Here is a 19,726-nt window from a genome sequence, read left to right as displayed (position 1 = left end):
GAACCGCTAGCCTCGGCCGGAATCAACTCCCTTCAGGACGGTCCCCTATTTCAACCCGGAGACAACAATCCCTTTCACGAAGTATTTCTGCGCCAGGAAGAAGATGATAATCGGAGGCAGAACAGCCATCAGGGCAGCGGCCATCAGCAAATGCCAGGGTACGATGTTGTACATGCTGGTAAAGGAAGATAATGCGATGGAAACGGTGTATTTGGAATCTGTATTGAGATAGATCAACGGGCCCAGATAATCATTCCAGCGCCACATGAAGCCGAAGATTGCGGCGCTTGCCAATGCTGGACTGCATAGCGGCAGCGCGATATTCCAGAAGGTCCGCAGCTCGCTGCAGCCATCGAGTCTTGCCGCTTCGAACAAATCTACGGGAACCGAATTGAAGAATTGCCGCAGCAGGAAGATGATATAGGCCGAACCGAGAAAAGCAGGAACATTCAGGGGCAGATAGCTGTCGATCCAACCCAGGTTTTTAAACAGGACGAATTGCGGAATCATCGTTACGGGGTATGGGATCATCATGGTGGCCAATAAAATCAGGAACATGGCATTGCGGCCGTATCCGCGGTATCGCGAGAATCCGTAAGCCACAATAGCGGAAGAAAAGACTTCTCCGAATGTTCCGACAATAGCGTACATACCGGTATTGTAAAAATATTGGCCGAACGGTCTGGCATTGAACGCATCAATGAAGTTATGCCATACCATCGGACTTGGAATCCACTTGGGCGGGAACAAGAAGACATCCTGCTGCGTTTTGAGCGCGGTACTGAGCATGATATAAAGCGGCATGATCATCAAAGCTGATAGAATAATCAGAATACTGAAGGCAAAAATTTTAACGGCCCGCTCTCCTGAGGCAATGGAGCTGCTTCGGGAGGCTGTTTGCTGTTTAACCTGGGTAGGCACGGACAATTTATTCCCCTCCTTCGTAATGAACCCAACGTTTGGATACCTTCATCATCAGCCAGGTCAGAATCCCCACGACGATGAACAGCACCCATGCCATCGCCGAAGCGTAGCCGAGGTTGAACGATCTGAAGGTTTGTTGGTATAAATAGTACACATAAAAGTACGAGGCATAGTTCGGTCCGCCCTTGGTCATGACATCCGCCTGGACAAACACCTGGAAGGATCCGATAATTCCTGTAATCAGAAGGAACAGCGTGACTGGGGAAATCATCGGAATTGTAATATGCAGCATTTGTTTGAAGCGGGATGCCCCGTCGATCTGGGACGCTTCGTACAGATTGGCAGGAACGCTCTTGAGGCCGGCAAGATAGATCACCACATTATTGCCAAGTGTCCATAGCGACATCATGATCAGGGAAGGAATGACCCAATTCTCGTCCGCCAGCCATTGGGGACCGACCGAGCCGGTTATTTTGTAGTACAGCACGTTAACGACTCCAAAATCAGGGTCCAGCAGCCAGACCCATAACAAGGAAAGCACTACGCCGGAGACAACCGACGGGAGATAAATAATGGTGCTGAATATGCGCTGACCCGGGATACGGACATTCAAGAGCATGGCCAGCAGCAGAGAAACCGCAAGACCTACCGGAACGCCTACCAGGGTGTAATACAAGGTGACCCCTGAGGATTTCCAGAACAGTTCATTGTGAAACAGATTGGTGTAGTTTTGCAAACCGATGAAGACGGGATCATGGGCGATATCGTAGCGTGTAAAACTATAGTAGCCGGATAACAGAATCGGTCCGCCTGTGAAGAGTATGAGTCCGATGATCCAAGGAGAAATGAAGAGGTAGAAGTATTTCGTTTCACGAAAGTCCGCTTTTTGCCGTAGACGCTTGCCCGTCATATGGGGTCTCCTTCCCTTAAATCGTTAGTAACCTTGCGAAAGGTATAACTCTGCCAGCTCAGAAGAAACGGCTTCGCCGTTTTTTAAGCGGCAAAGTTGGTTTCTTCCTCAAAAATATCAGAAAAGGTGGAGCCAAATGGTATACTCTCTGATATTTGTACGAAAGGGAATTGCCTCAAAACAATCGATGCAGCTGTTAAAATTGACAGCGTTTACAATCCACTTTTGCGATTTCCGCATGCCCGGCTCAGCATTGCTTGCGGGCAGCCCCCCACCTCCTGTTTGAACCGGTTAGCAAGCATATACGAAAATGGCTGAAAACCTTTTTTTCATTATATATGTTACTACCTTTTATGTAAATACAAAAATCATAGTGATGATTCTATATGATTGAAAACTTGTTACTTCAAGAGTTTTTATTTGAATTGGGGAAGGTACTCTCTGTTCGACTCGATGATTTCATCCAGCAATTGCTTGGCCAGCTTCGCGCTGCCAACGAGCGGATGCAGCGTCAACGCCTGCAGACCAGCCAAATAGTCCCCCTCCGCTGCCGCTTTCACGGTAAGCTCCTCATAAGCTTTCACCATTTGCAGCAGACCCCTGATCTGCGGCGAGACCGGCGTGTCGATTTGAACCGGATGCGCTCCCTGGGAATCGATGACGCAGTTGATCTCAACGGATACATCCTCCGGCAGAAAAGGCAAAATGCCGTTGTTGCGTACATTCACCGTCTGGATATCCTTCGTATCGTTGTAGATCGACTTGATCAGATTGACGGCAGCTTCTGAATAGTAGGCGCCTCCACGCTGCTGCAGCTGAGGGGGCTTGATCGTAAGTGATGGATCTTTATACAATTCGAACAGCTCGGCTTCGACCCGTTTCACATCGTCAGCGCGGGTTGTTCCTTTGTCCAGAAACGCCTTGTTCATATCTTCAAATACGAGGTCTTTCATATAATAATAACGATGATAGCTGCATGGCAGTGCTCCGACGGATTGCAGGAACTCCGCATCCCACCCGAAATCGGGGATATTCTTCATCGTAAGCCCGCTCGCTCCGGCCGCTTTATTCAATACATCTGCGGTGATGTCGACACCATCCACCACGATGCGCGTCGTCCAGTTCAAATGATTGATGCCGACCATTTCAATGCTGACTTTGGACACATCCACATCGCATAGCCTGGCAATTTGCATCTTGGTGCCGATCGGGAGATTGCATAGACCCATCGTGCGGATCCTGGAATATTTCAGTACAGCCTCCGTGACAATACCGGCCGGATTCGTAAAATTGATCATATAGGCGTCCGGAGCCAGCTCCTCCATGTCCTTGGCGATATCCAGAATGACCGGAATCGTACGGAGCGCTTTGGCAAAGCCGCCTGCTCCCGTTGTTTCCTGGCCGATCAATCCGTACTTTAATGGAATCTTCTCATCCCTGGAGCGTGCGTCCAGCATGCCGATGCGCATCTGGGAGGTGACGAAGTCAGCGCCTTCAATCGCTTCCCGGCGGTCAAATGTAGTATGAAGATTAATCGGCACTCCCGCTTTCTCAATCATTCTTCTGGCCAGATTGCCGACCGTCTCCAGCTTGTTCCGCCCTGCCTCAATATCGACCAGATATAAATCCCGGACCGGGAGAACGTCCTGATTATTGATGAAGCCTTCGATCAGCTCCGGTGTATAAGACGACCCGCCACCCATAACCGCCACTTTTAACCGATCTTTTTCTTTTCTCACAATTGTGCAACCTCCATGTAGGGAATTGGTATAATGCCGACGGACATTTAAATAGAGTCAGTCATGGCTCACACTCCTTTACAGCAGCATATTGTTTTATTTGTTACTACATTTATAAACGAATTATAAATTCATAATAACAAATAGTCAATACGAAATATTCTGAATATTGAAAAGCCAGGTGTTTGAATAGCAAAGAAAAGCAGGAGAAAATACAGACATAGGGATCCTATTTGCCGAAATATCGTCTGTGAAGAAGCGAAGGCACAAATTGTTACCTTTCGAAGTTCGGGGAAATATGTTATTATGATTACGTTTTCAGCCTGATTTGTTTAAATTCATTGCCTAATGGTCATTTGAGGAGCATCGATATGTCAACAAACAAGAACGTTGCGTTATATGTAGTCGTGAAACAAAAATTGCGGGAAGCCATTAAAGAAGGACAGTATCAACCGGGGGAACAGCTGCCGACAGAGGATGAATTGTGCAAAATGTACAATGTCAGCCGGACGACGATTCGCCAGGCGCTTCAGCAGCTGGAATTGGAAGGCCGCATCAACAAAATACAAGGCAAAGGGACTTTTATTTCCACAGCAAAATCGGGGATCGTTCATCATATGATCGCTCCGATCGTCAGCTTCTCTGATCATATGCAGGAGCTTGGCCGCCGTTCGGAAACAAGGGTTCTGGAAGCGTCGGTTGTCCCGGCCGGACCACCGTTCCAGCAGCATCTCGAAATTCCTGAGCTGTCCCCCGTCACAAAGCTCGTGCGGCTGCGCTTGGCGGATGATCAGCCGGTCGCTTACGAAACCTCTTATCTGCCCTGGTCTCTGGCTCCAGGACTCTCGAACGAGAAGCAGATCGGTTCGTTATTCAAGCTTCTGCAGGACAAATACGGGCACCGGATAGACCGTTCCCTCGACACGCTGAAGCCGGTCATCGCGGACGATGATGTGGCGCGGCTGCTCGATATTGATCCCGGGTCCCCCTCCATTTATATTCAAACCGTTTCCTATCTGCAGGATAATACGCCTATCGAATACAGCGAAAGCATTTTCCGCACCAATGTGTCACACTTTATCATTGAACGAAGGTACGACCAAATGTGAGAAGGACCAAGCTAAGGCCGTCCTTCTGTGAGAGAAGAAGGAGCCTCAAGGGCTCCCGATTGTCAAGATTATACAGGCCGCACTGGGCAATGCCCTGTCCCGGTGAATTATCGGATGCCAAGAAGCGGCGCCGCTTGATTATCCTGGACCAGCTCCGCTTTCCACCCCAGCTGTCTGCACATTTCACTCATCCTGCGGATATCCCTTCCCGCTTCGATTCGCGTACAGCCCAGCTGCATTGAGGCTTGCGCTGCCCAGCGAAGCAGATACACCAGCGTATCAGCCTGTGTTTCCTTGGCTGCGTAATCCATCAGGACAAGCGTCTCCCCGTCAACCCCTGCCCGAACATAACCCCAGCAGCTATCCGAGAAATGCCTTACGGACAGCAGCTCGCGGTTCTCAATGACAGCCCCGCGGCTCAGAGGCGTCTTCAGATGCTCATACCAGTCCCGCTCGCTGGCATACGAGGATGTAAATTGCGGCACTCGCCAGTCCGCTGATTCATAGGCCAGCCGTTGGAGATCCTCCTCTCTGGAAGCCGGCTCCCAATGATCTGCGGGAACGTCTATTTCAGCCGGAACGTCAATGACAATTTTCCATGCCCGGAACGATTCCTTGATTCCCAGCGAACTCAGCAGCTCCGGGATACCGACGGGAGTGAGCCTCTTTTCGTACGCTTTGCGAATTAATGCTTTCAGTGCGGCCGGAGTGCCGAGAGCGATGTCGTTGCTGTGCTGAACGACGATTGCCCCGTTTTGCAAACGCGGCTCGATCCGCTCAATGATTTGCTCGGCGGAGATGCCCGCCCAATCACCCGAATCTTCCCCTTCCACATCCGTATAACCCCATTCGGCGAGCCATGCCAGATTCTCCGGCGTGAATGAACAATAGGGAAAACGCATGAATGCCGGACACGGCTGTCCGGTAACATCCTGATAGGCAAGCTCGGTCAGCTTCAGCTCTTCGAAGAACACGTCCCTCGGAAGCTGGGCCATGCGCCGATGATGGTAGGAGTGAGGCGCAAGAACATGGCCCCGGGCAATAATCGCCCGGGCTTCCCCGGGATGACGGTCAATCCATTCCCCAGTGAAGAAAAATGTTCCAGTCGCCCCTCCCTGCTCCAGAATGTCCATCCACAGTTCAACGGGATAGCGGTGCGGCCCATCGTCGAATGTAAATGCGCATAAGCTCTGGTCCAAATCTCCGTGCCAAATCACTTCATTATTCATTTTTGACTCTCCTTGTCATGATGAATTTCATATCATACGTACAATTACTGAAAAATAACAGCAATGTTATAAAGTATTTCTACAGTGTGATGCTGTTCACCTGTATACTTCAATTATTTTTATCCTGTCTGAAAAGGAAGCTTTTGGTGGAATGGAGAATCCGAGGTAAATAAAGTATGGTTTTCATGAATTGGGGGATAGTATCTAGAAATACGCATCACGAAAGCGGGTAAAAACATGAGATGGTCGGGAGAGTCAGCTTATGAATAACAAACACAAAACCCATAACAACCGATCCTTCGAAGATTCCGGTTTAAATCTAAGTAACAATCTATTGGAAAATGAGCAGATTTTCAGAAATATATTTCTGAATTGTTCGGATATTTGTTTCCGCGAAATTACGATTCACGGCCAAACCAGACTTTTATTGATCTACGTAAACGGTATGGTCGATGAAAATATGATTAGCTCAAACTTTCTCAGACCGTTAATGTACAACGGGCTGCCTCAAGGTCTTGGGACAATCGATAGCATCGCCCAAATGTGTGAGGAGGAGCTCTCTTCCTTTGTCAATACCGAGAAGCTTTCCAGCTTTGGAAAAATCTCTGAACACATTTTAAAGGGATGCGTTGCTATATTAACCGATGCAGAGAATACTGCCCTTCTGGCCGATGTCTCACAGTTTGATACCCGGGGCATAAATGCGCCTTCTGACGAGGAAACCCTTCGAGGATCCAGAGAAAGTTTTACGGAGCTCCTGCGGACGAATCTTACGCTCGTGCGCAGAATATTAGCAACACCAAAGCTGAAAATGGAATCCTTAAAAATCGGAGAACTTACGCAAACCGATGTAGTTGTTGCTTATATTGAAGGAACGGTTTCGGTGTCCGTACTGAATGAAGTTCGTAACCGAATACATAAAATCGAAATCGATGGAATACTTGAATCGGGGTATATCGAAGAAGCAATTGAAGATACTTCTTTTTCCCCTTTCCCCCAAATACTGACCAGTGAACGCCCTGACGTTGTTGCTGCCGGATTGCTGGAAGGAAAAGTGGTCATATTAACCAACGGAACCCCATTCGCACTAATAGTTCCAATGACGTTCTGGGATGGACTTACGGCGCCTGACGATTATTATGAACGTTTTTTGTTTGTATCATTGAATCGTTGGATTCGCTATATATTTGCTCTTAATTCCGTCTTTTTGCCTTCAATCTTTATTGCGTTAACCAACTTTCACCCCGAGATGGTCCCTCCAAAGCTGATGATGAGCATTGCAGCGCTGCGAGAACGGGCTCCGTTCCCTACGGTGATCGAAGTCTTTATAATGGAGTTTATGTTTGAAGGCTTAAGGGAAGCGGGAATTCGCCTGCCCAAACAGATAGGCCCGCTCGTAAGCATTGTTGGGGCATTGGTCATCGGGGAAGCGGCTGTCCGTGCCGGCATCATTTCCGCGCCTATTGTCATTGTCGTATCGGCTGCAGGAATTTCATCGTTTGTGATTCCACGGTATCGATTTGGTTTTCCCCTGCGGATGCTGCGATTCCCGTTATTAATCCTCTCCGGATTATTTGGATTGTTCGGTACAGCGATCGGGATCATTGCGATTTTAATTCACCTGATTCAACTAAGTCCTTTCGGACTTCCTTATTTGACTCCGACAGCTCCGCTGATCATCAACCGTCTTAAGGATGTGTTTATGCGATGGCCCCGAAGGAGCAGTTCACAACCTAAAAGTGAGGCGGATCAGCCATGATGCGGATAGGTAAACTTTGTTTCGTATTGCTTCTTACTTTGTTAAGCGCAACCGGTTGCTGGAACCTCAAGGAACCGGATCAGATCTCATTCATAGTGGGTGCCGGGGTGGATTTCACAAAAAACGGTCAATTTGAATTAAGTTCCCAAATCGCGATACCAGCTGGTATTGGCGGCGGGCAAGATAGCGGCGGCGGCAATACGAAAAAAGGCTTCCGTGTGGTCAGCGCTACTGGAAAGAACATTATGGATGCGGGACAAAACATGCAGGCACAGCTCTCGCGAAGCCTGTTTTACGGTCATCGCCAGACCATCCTCGTCGGACAACGAATGGCTGAGCATGGAGTAAGCAACTTCATCGACATGTTCGTTCGTAATCCTGAGTCGGAAATGCGCTCCATGATCGTTGTTGTGAAAAACGCTCAAGCGAAAGACGTTCTTTCTATTGAGCCGATTTTTGATCCGTTTAATGGTACAACGTTTGAGCGCAAACAAATCTCAATACGTTTGAGACCCTATTATTACCGGCATTTTCTGGCGGATGTTCTGAGTCAAGGAATGCAACCCCTGTTGCCGGCTGTTAGCGTAACGAACTCAAATCAGTATATTTATAGTGGATCCGCCATCCTGAACAAAGATAACGGTTTGAAATTGGCGGGGTTTCTGAATGCTAAAGAAGCTGGATTGGCCAATTGGATCACGAACAGACAAACCGGTTTTATTCTCACTTCTTCCTTCGACCAGGGAGATGGCAACATCAGCTTAAACATGCAATCATTAAAGCGGCGTATCCGTGTGAAAATAATCGGTAAACGAATACAAATTGACGTCCGCCTCTCGGGTAATGGAACGATTGTCGAAAACAATTCAACATTGGATCCATCCAAAAAAAAGGATCTCCGTCTCATAGAAAATGAATTCACTCAATCGACGCAGAAATCGGTACAACTGCTGGTTGAGCAGGTCCAGAAGAAGTATAAGACAGATATTTTCGGGTTTGGTGAAAGTATGCACCGGCAACACCCTAGTCAGTGGAAAACCATGAGGCAATCCTGGAAAGATACCTTTCCCCAACTTGATGTTTCCGTTCAGGTAAAGCTTAAAATCAAGGATCCGGGACAAACCAGTTCATCTATGAAGGGAATGCTTTAATCCTGGTTGGATATGTTTTAGTCAAGGGGGGTGAAGCTTATGAAGCTGTCAGGAACGCAAATTATTTGGATTATTGCAACGACTGAAATCGTCGCGATGATCGGGTTAAGAATTTCGCCTGCGATCGTAATATCGAAACAAGATGCTTGGCTGTCGATGCTGGTCGGGGGAGTTATAAGTGTAGCCTTAACCTTTCTTGTTGTTCATCTGAGCCTTCTCCACCCCAATCAAACATTGTTCCAATTTAGCCAAGCTCTGTTGGGCAAATGGTTGGGGAAATTGATTGTCCTTCCGTATCTCATTGCCTGGTGGGTGGTGTCCGCTTTTTTACTGCGATCATTTGCAGACTTTATACATCTTCTTTTTCTTGACGTAACACCTTTGTGGATAATCATGCTGCTCTTAATCGTTTTAATGACGTATTTAACCTATTCCTCAGGCATTAAGGGAATCGGCCGATTTTGTGAAATCATGGGACCCATTACGATTTTTACGCTGATTGTCAGTTTCCTTTTGAATGCAACCAACGTGGAATGGAATCATTTACTGCCTTTTTACTCCGATTCCGGATGGGTGAACATATTAAAGGGGTCGCTTGCCCCTGCTTATTGGTTCCCGGGTCCGTTCATCTTATTGGTTATCGTCTCTTTTATGAAGGACTCTCAAAAAGCGCTTTCAAGAACCTTGATAGGCGTTGGTATAACCGTTTTCATGGTTTTTACTGCCACGCTTATGGTATTGTTGGTTTTTGGACCGAATTTGTCGGCCAAAATGAGATTTTCTTACTTTTTGTTTGTTAGAGCCATTGATATCCTGGATTTCATACAAAGCCTCGATGTATTCGTCATTTTTATTTTCATTTTCGGAGTATCTGCCCAATTATCATTATATTTTTTTGTAGTCAATTATGAAATGTCACAATGGTTTAATGGGACAAATTGGCGGAAAATCATTTGGTTCTCCGCGCCGGCGTTTTTTATTCTGGCCATTTTGATTCCGGACGAGGCGGCAATTACATCATTTGACATGTATTGGTCATCTGTTGTCTTCCCCGCTTGCGGTATCGGAATCCCTATCTTATTATGGATTATTTCGGTCATCAAACAGAAATCGGTGAAGGGGTGTGGTGGAGACGTATGAAGCTTATGAAGCTGTCAGGATCGCAAATTTTTTGGATCGTAGCAACGGTTGAAGTCGTTATTGCGGTCATGCTGCGAATTTCGCCTTCGATCGAAGTATCGAATCAAGATGCATGGCTTTCGATATTGGTCGCTGGCGTTTTAGGCGTAGGCTTAACCTTTCTTTTTGTACATCTGAGCCTTCTCCATCCCAATCAAACCCTGACCGAATTCAGTCAAGCTCTGCTGGGCAAATGGTTCGGGCGACTCGTCGTTCTTCCGTATTTCATTACCTGGTACTTGCTGTCTGCTGATGTACTGCGTTTATTCACAGATTTTATTCATCTCACGCTTCTCGATACTACACCCGTGTGGCTGATTATGACATTCATGATCATTTTAATGACATATTTGACTTATTCCGGGGGCATTACGGGAATCGGCCGGTTTTGTGAAATAGCTGGCCCCATCACGTTTTTAACGTTAATTCTCAGCTTTTTTTTAAACGCGGGCAATGTGGAATGGAATCATGTATTCCCTGTCTATTCCGATTCCGGATGGAAAAACATAATAAAAGGATCGTTTGCTCCTGCTTCTTTTTTCGCAGAATCGCTCATGTTAATGGTTATCCTTGCTTTTACGCATAACCCCAAAAAAGCGTTTTCTCATTCCATTCTGGGCGTAGCCATTACCGCACTTATGGTTTTTATCTCTACAATCATGGTGCTGTTGGTTTTTGGACCGAATGTAGCAGCCAAACTAAGGTTTCCATATTTCATGCTTGTAAGATCCATCAATATTTTAGACTTCATCCAAAATGTCGATTTATTCGTCATTTTTATCTGGATTTTCGGAGTATTTGTGAAGTTATCCTTATATTTGTTTATCACCAGCTATGAAATTGCCCACTGGTTCAATGTGAAAGATTGGCGCAAATTCATTTGGTTCGGTGCGCCGGCGATTTTTATTATAGCTGTTGTTTTATTCCCGAATGAAACGAAAGTGACCTTCTTCCAGAAATATTGGGAATTCGGGGTAATCCCAGTTTGCGGTATCGGAATTCCTCTCTTGTTATGGATCATAACGGTCATCAAAAGAAAATCGGTGAAAATATAACTCCCGCTGCGCCGGCTGTGTTTCTTTCGTTTCATCGCATAGAGTACCCGATTATCGGGTACCCTCCCCCTCGGCCGCGGCAAAGGCAAATGGAAACAGCTCCAGTTCGAACCATCCGTTCCCGACCTCCCGAACAGGCTGGTCCTGAAGCTGCGGGAACCGTTCACCGCCCCTGTCCGCAAACTGCATGCCCCGTTCATCAAGCACCCTGAATCGGGCTGGTTGAAACATCGGCGCCTGTACCCGGATGCGCTTTATCTCGTCTGTATAGTTGGCGAACAGCATCGTGATCCCGCCGTCGCCGCGGCGAATGGCCAGCGCATCACAGCTTAACCGGTCCTCCACCCGGCAGACAAGCAATTCCGCACCCTCGAGCGGGGCTAAAGCCGCCAGGACATGATAAAGCGGATAGGGCGGCGCTCCTCCGCCTTCAGGCATAACTCCCAGCAGGCCTGTCGTTTCAAAGTAGCATGCCCGCTCGGCTCCGGCCTCGGCCAGACTGCGCAAGCTGCCCAGCGTCCAGCACGCTCCGAACAAGGACTGCTGCCGCGGGTCCGAATGGCTCGCGCGGTCCTGCGAGCGGCGCACCGCTTCCTCGCTTGCCGCATCCGGATTCAAGCGCGGCTTGAACGTGATTGGTCCGATGCTGAGCGGCAAACCGCCGATGATTGCACGGGCGCTTCGCACTGTATCAGCCTGTGCGGACACCGTCTCCGCCATCGACGATAAGTCGAAAGCATGGACCTGCGGATTGATTGTGTACATCGCCGCTTCCATCCGGTCGACCGGCAGCTCCGCCCGGTTGAACTCGGCGAAATATCCCCGTGTGCCGCCCCCTATGCGGAAGGTCAGCTTAGCCTCGTCCCTGAGCGTAATCAACGAGGATAGGATGTCCCGATTGCTTACATATCCAGAGGAGGAAAAGGCAAATATGGCTTCGAGGGGAATCTGATTTTCGGCAATCGATCGAATGAGCGCTTTCAATTGTCCGTTATCCTCGCATCCAACCGTTTCCAGCTCCAGTCCGATGCCCAGTGCTCTGGCGGCTTCCGCGGCAAAGCAAAGATCCCGCTCCCAGCCCGGGAAGTTTAGCCGAATCGTCGCCCGCAGGAAGGATAGCCGCAGCGCCCGCAGCGCTTCCGCCTCATCCGGCTTGATCATATGCCCGGGCGTTACCGCCAGGCCAATTTGCGGGATGCGGCCGGCAGAGCGGTCTTCAAGCTCCACTTGAAGCGGCCTGTTCACTTCTGAAGAAACGGACTCCGGATGCCCGGCAGGTGTCCCCACACCGATCAGCCGAAGCGTCACGGTTTGCCGGACCTGCTGTCCCTGCCACATATTGACCGGATAAGGCAGCCGGAGCGGCGTACAGTATGTTTTGTAGGAAGCATCCGTCCAATTGCGCTGGTCTTCCATTTCGAACAGCTCGCCGTCAAATCGCAGCTCCGCCATCAAACCGGGTTGAATCTCGTGGCGGATGCCCGTCATTTCCATGAATGGCTGATGAGGCGAAATACGGTCCGGGAACCGCCCTGCCGTTGTACCGGCAGTCGTCTCGACCTCCACCTGGGCGCCTGCCAGCTCCGCAGGATGCAAAATGCAGAACCCGACGCGGTTTTTCAGAAAGGACGAGCGGGCCGCACCGTCAAATGAGAATGCAACCGTACCGTCCCTTGACCCTTTTATCGAACCATCCCACACGAAATCGATGTCATCCTGCCGGTGTTCGGCGACAAATCGGACCTCGAACGAGTCTGATCCTTCCGACACCTCGAATCCTCGGAAGACCGGCTTGATCGTACCCCAGTTCCGGTCCCGTACGGCGGCATAAATGCCTCTAACGACTTCCTGACTGCCATAGCGGATGTATCTTAATCCTCCGTCTTCAAGAACAGCGGTCAGCGGTCCAGCCCGAAGCAGGCGCCGCTGCGGCAGCGGTTCGGTTGAACCGTAACGGATGATCCGGACAAGGCGTTCATTATCCGTTATTCTGACCCCACCCTGGTTAAACTCCCGGATAAAGTCCGGTACTTCCGATAAGTCGCTGATTATCCCGTCAACATCCTGCGGCCTCTCCCATTGGGAGTCTTTCTTCCATATGCCCTTCATCCCGGCATTTCGTGCGGCTTGGACATCGTTAACCGGATGATCGCCGATGTAGATGCTTTCCCCTGCCTCCACGCCAAGCTTCTTTAGCGCCCTCAAAAAAATCTCGGGATCCGGCTTTCTAATCCCTTCCCACCCTGAAATAAGAATAACTTCAAAGTAGTGGTCAATTCCGATCGCTTGAATATTTCTGAACTGAAAATCTCCCACTGCATTGGTGATTAAGCCTAATTTATAATTTTCCCTTTTTAGACGGTCCAGCATTTCAATCAGATTAGGATAAGGAATACAGCTTTTGTGAAACTCCGATATGTAATCTTCCAACAACTCTTCCCACGTCATACCTGCGATGCCGAATTCATCCATTAAACGTTGATAGACTTTGTCTTTCCAGACATATCCTCTTTCATCCAGTTCAATAAACCGGGATACATAAGTGTCCATGGGGATATGGGATAAACAATGAAGCCGCAAATGCTGCGCTGCTGCGAATTTCCTGACCGACACGTCTCTGTCTAACAAAGTGAGATCCAAATCGAAAAGCACAGCTTTGATCAACAACCATCACCCTTTATCGGATATTTCATTTCTCTGCAACATGCAGCATCTCCATACCGTCATCACTGGAATCCATTTCTTCAATTCTGGCGCCCAATGAGCGGAATTCCTGAACTATATTTTCGTAGCCCCGTTCAAAATGGTGGATACCGGTGATGCTGGTTTTTCCCTCTGCGGCTAAACCGGCCAACAGAAGACAAATACCGGCTCTGATGTCGGTAGCATGCACCAAATTGCCCCGCAAAGGAGCGCCGCCTTTAATAAAGGCGGTTCCCGAACGCAGCTCGATATCCGCTCCCATTCTCCTTAATTGATAAACATGGTTGAACCGGTTCGGATATACCTTATCGCTGACGATGCTTCTTCCCGGCGCCTGGGTAAGCAGAGCGGTCAGCGGCTGCTGAAGGTCTGTGGCGAAACCGGGGTACATGGAGGTCCGGACCCGTGTTGCTTTTAAAGCTCCCGCAGATGAGGCCGTGATCGCATTGCCATTGATTTCGATATCCACTCCGATTTCCTTTAATTTCGCCAAGCATGAGCCCAGATGCTCCGGTATCACATCTTCGACTGTAATTATCCCGCCTGTCACACCTGCAGAGATCAGAAAGGCTCCCGCAATTAGCCGGTCGGGAATAGCCGTATAGGTACAGCCCCGAAGAGACCGGACTCCTTCAATACGAATCGTATCGGTCCCGGCGCCGCTGATCTTGGCGCCCATATGGTTCAATAAATTTGCGGTATCGACAACCTCCGGATCCTTGGCTGCATTTCGCAGCACCGTTTGGCCCTTTGCGCGTACGGCAGCCAGCATAGCATTGATGGTTGCCCCCGAAGTAATCACATCAAAAAATATATTCGAGCCTGATAATTCCCTTGCTTCCACCTCATAATATTCCTTGTGAAACGTAAATTTGGCGCCTAATGCTTTTAAGGCTTTAATATGCTGATCGATGGGGCGTTTTACAAAATCATCCCCGCCCGGGTACCCCACGATGACCTTTCCACATTTGGCAAGCAGAGCCCCGACAAAATAATAGGACGTTCGAAACCGGGATGCTTTGTCCGGATCAATTGAAGCAGACCGGACCCCGCTTGGATCGATATACACCTCGCCTGAAAACTCGCGTACGATTCGGATTCCGATATCTTCTGCAATTTCACAAATCACTTTAAAATCTGCGATTTCCGGTATGCCTGCCAACCTCACAGGCTCGTCCGACATGCAGGAAGCAGCCAATAAGGCTAATGAGCTGTTTTTTGAACCGGGAATTTTCACAGTTCCATTCAAGCCTGAAGTCCGTTCTACCTGAATCCATTTCATGATTGCAACCTTCTTTCTTTTGTCTGACTGATGGCGATAGCCCATTCGTATGCCAGTGCTGCAGTTAATTTGTTTTCTTCAAATAATTAAACAAAAAGATAGCTGTCGAGACTTTCTCGACAGCCTGAAAGACAACTCTACCGCATGAATATTTTATTATTTAGAAATAACTGGTAAACATCAATGGCATCTGTTAAGACTTCTCGTCTTATATTTTTAATTGCAGATTGTATAAATTCGCATAGGTGCCATCCAACTTAATCAACTCTTCATGCGTTCCCTGCTCGTCAATCCCGCTATCCGTTAATACAATAATCCGCTGTGCATTTCGGACCGTGGATAAACGATGGGCAATGACAAGCGTGGTCCGGTTGTCCGTTAACTTTTCCAATGATTCCTGAACGGCCTTTTCACTTTCATTATCCAGCGCGCTTGTCGCTTCGTCAAAAATGATAACAGGCGGATTCTTCAAGAAAACGCGTGCAATGCTCAGGCGCTGCTTCTGCCCTCCGGATAACTTTACGCCGCGCTGACCAATATCGGAATCATACCCGTCCGGCAGCTCCATGATAAAATCATGGGCGTTCGCCTTTTTGGCCGCTTCCATAATTTCTTCCTCGCTTGCATCCATTTTGCCATAGCGGATGTTGTCGGAGATGGTGCCGGCAAACAAATACACATCCTGCTGGACAATGCCTATGTTCCTTCTTAACGAGCGTAAGCTGATATCGCTGATATTCTTGCCGTCGAGAAGGATTGCCCCCCTGGTTATTTCGTAGAAACGGGGAATCAACGAACATAAGGTTGTTTTGCCGACGCCGGAAGCCCCTACGAATGCAACATATTCACCGGCTTTTATATCCAGTGATATGTCCTTCAGGACATAGTCGTAGTTTTCGTTATACTTGAAGCTGACCTGTTTAAATTCCACATTTCCCTGAGCATGCGCAAGCTCAATGGCGTCCGCCGAGTCCTGGATATCCGGCTCGATCTCCAGCATTTCCATAAACCGGTCAAATGCCGTAATTCCCTCCTGATAGAGCCTGGCGAAATTAACCAGTCTCTGAATGGGCTCGATGAGGATGCCGATACATAATATAAATGTCAGCAAATCGGCCAAATCCAAAGAAGAATGAAGCATACCGACTCCGCCAAAGACGATGACGGCAATGGTAATAAGCTGCGTGAACGCAATCAAACCCGCAGAAAAGTACGCCTCACTTTTATAGCCTTCTTTTCTGCTTTGCACAAAACGGTTGTTCTCGTAGGCGAATTTCCGCTCTTCTACCGGCTCGTTCGTAAATGATTTGACGACTCTGATGCCAGAAAGTGTATCCTCGACCTGCGCGTTGATGTCACCGATTCTATCCTTGCTTTTTCTTAACGCAATGTTCATTCTCTTATTAAAATAAAAGGAATAAACGGCCATCACCGGCAAGAAAAGAAAGACAATTAAAGTCAGCTTGACGTCAATATTGATCAGGATGATGAAGGCACCGACAAATTTCAACATGGAAATGACGATATCTTCAGGACCATGATGATACAATTCAGAAAGCGAAAAGGAATCATTGGTGATCCGTGTCATCAGCTGACCTGTTTTTTGTTCATCATAAAAGCGGTTCGATAGTTTCTGATAATGTTCGAATAATTCCCTGCGCATATCGCGTTCCATCATAGCACCCATCGTATGCCCCTGGTAATCCACAAACATATTGCAGATGGTATGTATGGCAACCAATACGAGCATAACAGCTCCCATTACATAAAGCTGCTGATGCGCATTGGCCATATTTCCGTCCAATATATTTTTAGTGACATATCTTATGCATAACGGGAGCACCAGAGTAACGGCCGATATCATAAACGCACATGCCATATCTGCATAAAATAATCCTAAATAAGGTTTGTAATAAGATAAAAATTTCTTGATTCTGGAATTCAAATATGTTCTCCTCCATTATTTTGGAGGGCTAAACATGAGTCACCCTCCGGATTATATTCATGTTTATAGTTGCGTTGAATGTATTTTTCATTTTTAACACCCTTCCTGTCATCTTTTATTATATCGCAGTAAAACTGCGGCATAAGCGTGAGCCTATACTCCATATCCTACCACAGATTATGAATATTAGCGTATGATTTGAATCATTCTTTTATGATGTCACCTGACGTTTAAGAATATATGTATTTTGGCTTTCTTTAACCGCAAGCTCCCATCCCTGATCTCCAAGAATATTTAAAACTCGTATAAAGGATATATCGTTGAATTTTGGAAGGTGATCCCTCTCGTCCAGAAAATATTTGACACCATAAATATCAACCTTCTTTTTTAAAACCGTATATTCAAACTGCATGCTGATCACCTTTTTATTCCGTATACTTGATGGATAAATGCTTTTGTTCACACTTATCATAGTGCAGCAAGCATCCTTCGTTCAATAGAAAAAGAATCATAGCAGCATGATAATTATCAAAGCGCCTCAGCAGCAGCCTGCAAAACCAAAAATCCCGTACCTGAACCTCTCCAGAGGCAGATACGGGATGCCTACTTTCTTTTATAACTCCTGCGCAGCCTTCCGTACACCCTGCTTCTTGAACTTCCTCACCTGCTCCGTAATGGCAACTTCCGTTGGCAGCCGCTCCACGCTGGATGCTCCGAAGAAGCCTGCGATGCCATGCGTGCGCGCCAGCACATAGTCGACGTCTTCCGGCTCCGAGATCGGCCCACCGTGACAAATGACGAGAATCCCGGGATTCACGCTTTTGCCCGCATCATGAATGCGTTGGATAAGCTCCGCCGACTCATCGAGCGTGAGCGCGGTCTTGGCCCCGATGCTCCCCTTGGTTGTCAGACCGACATGGGCAACCAGGACATCCGCCCCCGCTTGTGCCATGGCCACGGCATCCTCTTCGTTAAACACATAAGGAGTCGTCAATAAATCCAGCTCATGCGCTTGGCGGATCATCTCGACCTCCAAAGCATACCCCATTCCGGTTTCCTCCAGATTTTGTCTGAACACACCATCAATCAGTCCCACGGTGGGGAAATTCTGCACCCCGGAGAAGCCCTGCTCCTTCAGCTGCTTCAGATAGACATCCATCAGCCGGAACGGGTCCGTACCGCACACTCCCGCCAGCACCGGCGTATCCTTGACAATGGGAAGCACCTCCCCGCCCATCTCAACCACAATCTGATTGGCGTCTCCGTACGGCATTAATCCGGCCAGAGAACCCCGGCCTGCCATTCTGTACCGGCCCGAGTTATAGATGATGATCATATCGGCGCCGCCGGCTTCCGCACACTTGGCAGACAGGCCGGTTCCGGCTCCCGCGCCTACGATGAAACGGCCCTGCTCCAGTTGGGAACGCAGCCGTCCTACTATTTCCTGTCTCGCTATAGCCATTATTGGATCTATCCTTTCCTGGTCAGTTCCAGCAGATTGAGCAGCTGGCCGGCGATGATGTCAGCGACCGCTGTGTGATTGATATCCTCTTCCATTTCAATTATGGCAATATCTGCCCGAAGATGCTGTTTCATTCCCTCATATAAAGCTTGCCGCTCCTGCGTGCCCTCAAACGCACCATCCTTCATATCCAACAAAGATACTCCGCCTCGGGGAAACACAACAACGGTTGGGGCAGCGCTGTGATTCAGCTTTTCCGCCAAAATCCGCCCCAGCTCGCGGTTCTCCGCGGCTGTTGTGCGCATAAGCGTAGTTGTAGGATTATGCTGGTAGAACAGCCGCTCCTTGAACTTGCCCGGTACCGTCTCCGGCGGACCGAAATTGACCATATCCAGCGCCCCCACTGAGACTACCTGCGGGATGCCGGCTGCGCCTGCCGCTTCCAGCCTGCCTGCTCCCGCGCTGAAGATACCCCCGACTAGCTCGTCGGCAAGCTCCGTTGTCGTAATATCGGCGACGCCCTTGATATAGCCCGCCCGGATCAGCTCTTCCATCGCCTGGCCGCCTGCTCCGGTAGCATGGAATACGAGCAGATCATATCCCCGATCCTCTAATAATTCGCGGACCCGGGTCGCGCAGGGTGTCGTAACCCCGAACATGGTAATGCCGAGTGTCACTTTGTCGTCAACGTCCGCTCCTTGCTGCTGCTCAAGCTGCTGACGGTTAATCATTCCCGCGAGCGCGTAGGCCGCATTGCTCAGAATCCGTCGGGACAGCCGGTTGATCCCGGCAATATCGACAACGGAATACAACATCATAATATCCTTCACGCCTACATAAGGCCTCGTATTTCCCGATGCGACGGTAGATACCAGCAGCTTCGGAATCCCGATCGGCAGCGCCTGCAGTGCGGAAGCGGCAACAGTCGTACCCGCCGTACCGCCCATCCCCAGCATGCCTCCAATCAACCCCTGCCGCTCGAGCTCCGCTGCAATATTGGCCGCTCCCCGCGTCATGACGGCAACGGCCCTGCCGCGGTCGTTCCCGCTCCGCAGCTCCTCCATGCTCGAGCCGCCTGCCCTCGCCACTTCACCGGCAGACACATCCGGCGGGAACGCTGGCTCCCCGAGCACTCCCGTATCAATGACATAGGTCTCCAATCCGCAAGCTTCGAGGGTATCCCGTACAAACCGGTATTCCTGCCCCTTCGTATCCAGGGCACCAATCAATACTGCTTTTTTCCCATAAGTACCAGCTCCTTTTAAGCGGTTGAGAATCA

The 19,726-nt window shown here is 48.8% G+C and carries 14 protein-coding genes; 5 read left to right on the top strand and 9 right to left on the bottom strand.

Going from position 1 to position 19,726, the window contains the following annotated elements; genetic code table 11:
- Positions 1–45: 45 nt before the first annotated feature.
- The 3 genes from AC0YOB_RS04015 to AC0YOB_RS04005 form a co-directional block, all read right to left on the bottom strand.
- Entirely contained in the window at positions 46–921 is an 876-nt protein-coding gene (locus AC0YOB_RS04015; RefSeq protein WP_475785779.1) for a carbohydrate ABC transporter permease, read from the bottom strand.
- Positions 922–928: 7 nt separating this feature from the next.
- A complete protein-coding gene (locus AC0YOB_RS04010; protein ID WP_210045367.1) occupies positions 929–1,834 on the bottom strand; it encodes a carbohydrate ABC transporter permease in 906 nt (301 codons plus the stop codon).
- A gap of 416 nt (positions 1,835–2,250) precedes the next feature.
- A complete protein-coding gene (locus AC0YOB_RS04005) occupies positions 2,251–3,537 on the bottom strand; it encodes a 6-phospho-beta-glucosidase (RefSeq protein ID WP_475792299.1) in 1,287 nt (428 codons plus the stop codon).
- A 407-nt stretch (positions 3,538–3,944) separates the two neighbouring features.
- Between AC0YOB_RS04005 and AC0YOB_RS04000 the strand changes: the two genes are divergently transcribed.
- On the top strand, positions 3,945–4,682 hold the full coding sequence (locus AC0YOB_RS04000) for a GntR family transcriptional regulator (RefSeq protein ID WP_475791655.1): 738 nt from the start codon (positions 3,945–3,947) through the stop codon (positions 4,680–4,682).
- A 107-nt stretch (positions 4,683–4,789) separates the two neighbouring features.
- Here AC0YOB_RS04000 and AC0YOB_RS03995 read toward each other — a convergent pair whose 3' ends face one another.
- Positions 4,790–5,911, bottom strand: coding sequence for a polysaccharide deacetylase family protein (locus AC0YOB_RS03995; protein WP_475791654.1), 1,122 nt, complete (start codon positions 5,909–5,911; stop codon positions 4,790–4,792).
- A gap of 262 nt (positions 5,912–6,173) precedes the next feature.
- On the opposite strand from AC0YOB_RS03995, the gene AC0YOB_RS03990 reads away from it, so the two are divergent.
- The 4 genes from AC0YOB_RS03990 to AC0YOB_RS03975 are packed head-to-tail and all read left to right on the top strand — an operon-like array spanning position 6,174 to position 11,055.
- Positions 6,174–7,670, top strand: coding sequence for a spore germination protein (locus tag AC0YOB_RS03990; protein ID WP_475791653.1), 1,497 nt, complete (start codon positions 6,174–6,176; stop codon positions 7,668–7,670).
- The gene (locus AC0YOB_RS03985; protein ID WP_475791652.1) at positions 7,667–8,821 is read left to right on the top strand and encodes a Ger(x)C family spore germination protein; all 1,155 of its coding nucleotides are present in this window, start codon (positions 7,667–7,669) and stop codon (positions 8,819–8,821) included. The genes AC0YOB_RS03990 and AC0YOB_RS03985 overlap by 4 nt, the downstream gene beginning before the upstream one ends.
- A 39-nt stretch (positions 8,822–8,860) precedes the next feature.
- Positions 8,861–9,961, top strand: a complete 1,101-nt coding sequence (locus AC0YOB_RS03980; RefSeq protein WP_475791651.1) for a GerAB/ArcD/ProY family transporter — start codon at positions 8,861–8,863, stop codon at positions 9,959–9,961.
- A complete protein-coding gene (locus AC0YOB_RS03975; protein WP_475791650.1) occupies positions 9,958–11,055 on the top strand; it encodes a GerAB/ArcD/ProY family transporter in 1,098 nt (365 codons plus the stop codon). The genes AC0YOB_RS03980 and AC0YOB_RS03975 overlap by 4 nt, the downstream gene beginning before the upstream one ends.
- Before the next feature lie 51 nt (positions 11,056–11,106).
- On the opposite strand, the gene AC0YOB_RS03970 is transcribed toward AC0YOB_RS03975, so the two are convergent.
- The 5 genes from AC0YOB_RS03970 to AC0YOB_RS03950 all read right to left on the bottom strand — a co-directional run bounded on the left by AC0YOB_RS03970 (position 11,107) and on the right by AC0YOB_RS03950 (position 19,676).
- Positions 11,107–13,719, bottom strand: a complete 2,613-nt coding sequence (locus AC0YOB_RS03970) for an HAD family hydrolase (RefSeq protein ID WP_475791649.1) — start codon at positions 13,717–13,719, stop codon at positions 11,107–11,109.
- 25 nt (positions 13,720–13,744) lie between these two features.
- On the bottom strand, positions 13,745–15,040 hold the full coding sequence (murA, locus tag AC0YOB_RS03965) for a UDP-N-acetylglucosamine 1-carboxyvinyltransferase (RefSeq protein WP_475791648.1): 1,296 nt from the start codon (positions 15,038–15,040) through the stop codon (positions 13,745–13,747).
- A 208-nt stretch (positions 15,041–15,248) separates the two neighbouring features.
- Complete coding sequence (locus AC0YOB_RS03960) at positions 15,249–16,985, bottom strand: ABC transporter ATP-binding protein (RefSeq protein ID WP_475791647.1); 1,737 nt, start codon at positions 16,983–16,985, stop codon at positions 15,249–15,251.
- A gap of 613 nt (positions 16,986–17,598) precedes the next feature.
- Positions 17,599–18,447: a phosphoenolpyruvate hydrolase family protein gene (locus AC0YOB_RS03955; protein ID WP_475791646.1), complete on the bottom strand. Its 849-nt coding sequence runs from the start codon at positions 18,445–18,447 to the stop codon at positions 17,599–17,601.
- Between the two features lie 8 nt (positions 18,448–18,455).
- Entirely contained in the window at positions 18,456–19,676 is a 1,221-nt protein-coding gene (locus tag AC0YOB_RS03950; protein ID WP_475791645.1) for a Tm-1-like ATP-binding domain-containing protein, read from the bottom strand.
- Positions 19,677–19,726: the final 50 nt, after the last annotated feature.

It is taken from the genome of Paenibacillus sp. JT31N17, assembly GCF_056269255.1.
Note: the sequence above shows the minus strand (reverse complement) of the source record. Positions and strands in the feature narration are given on the sequence as shown.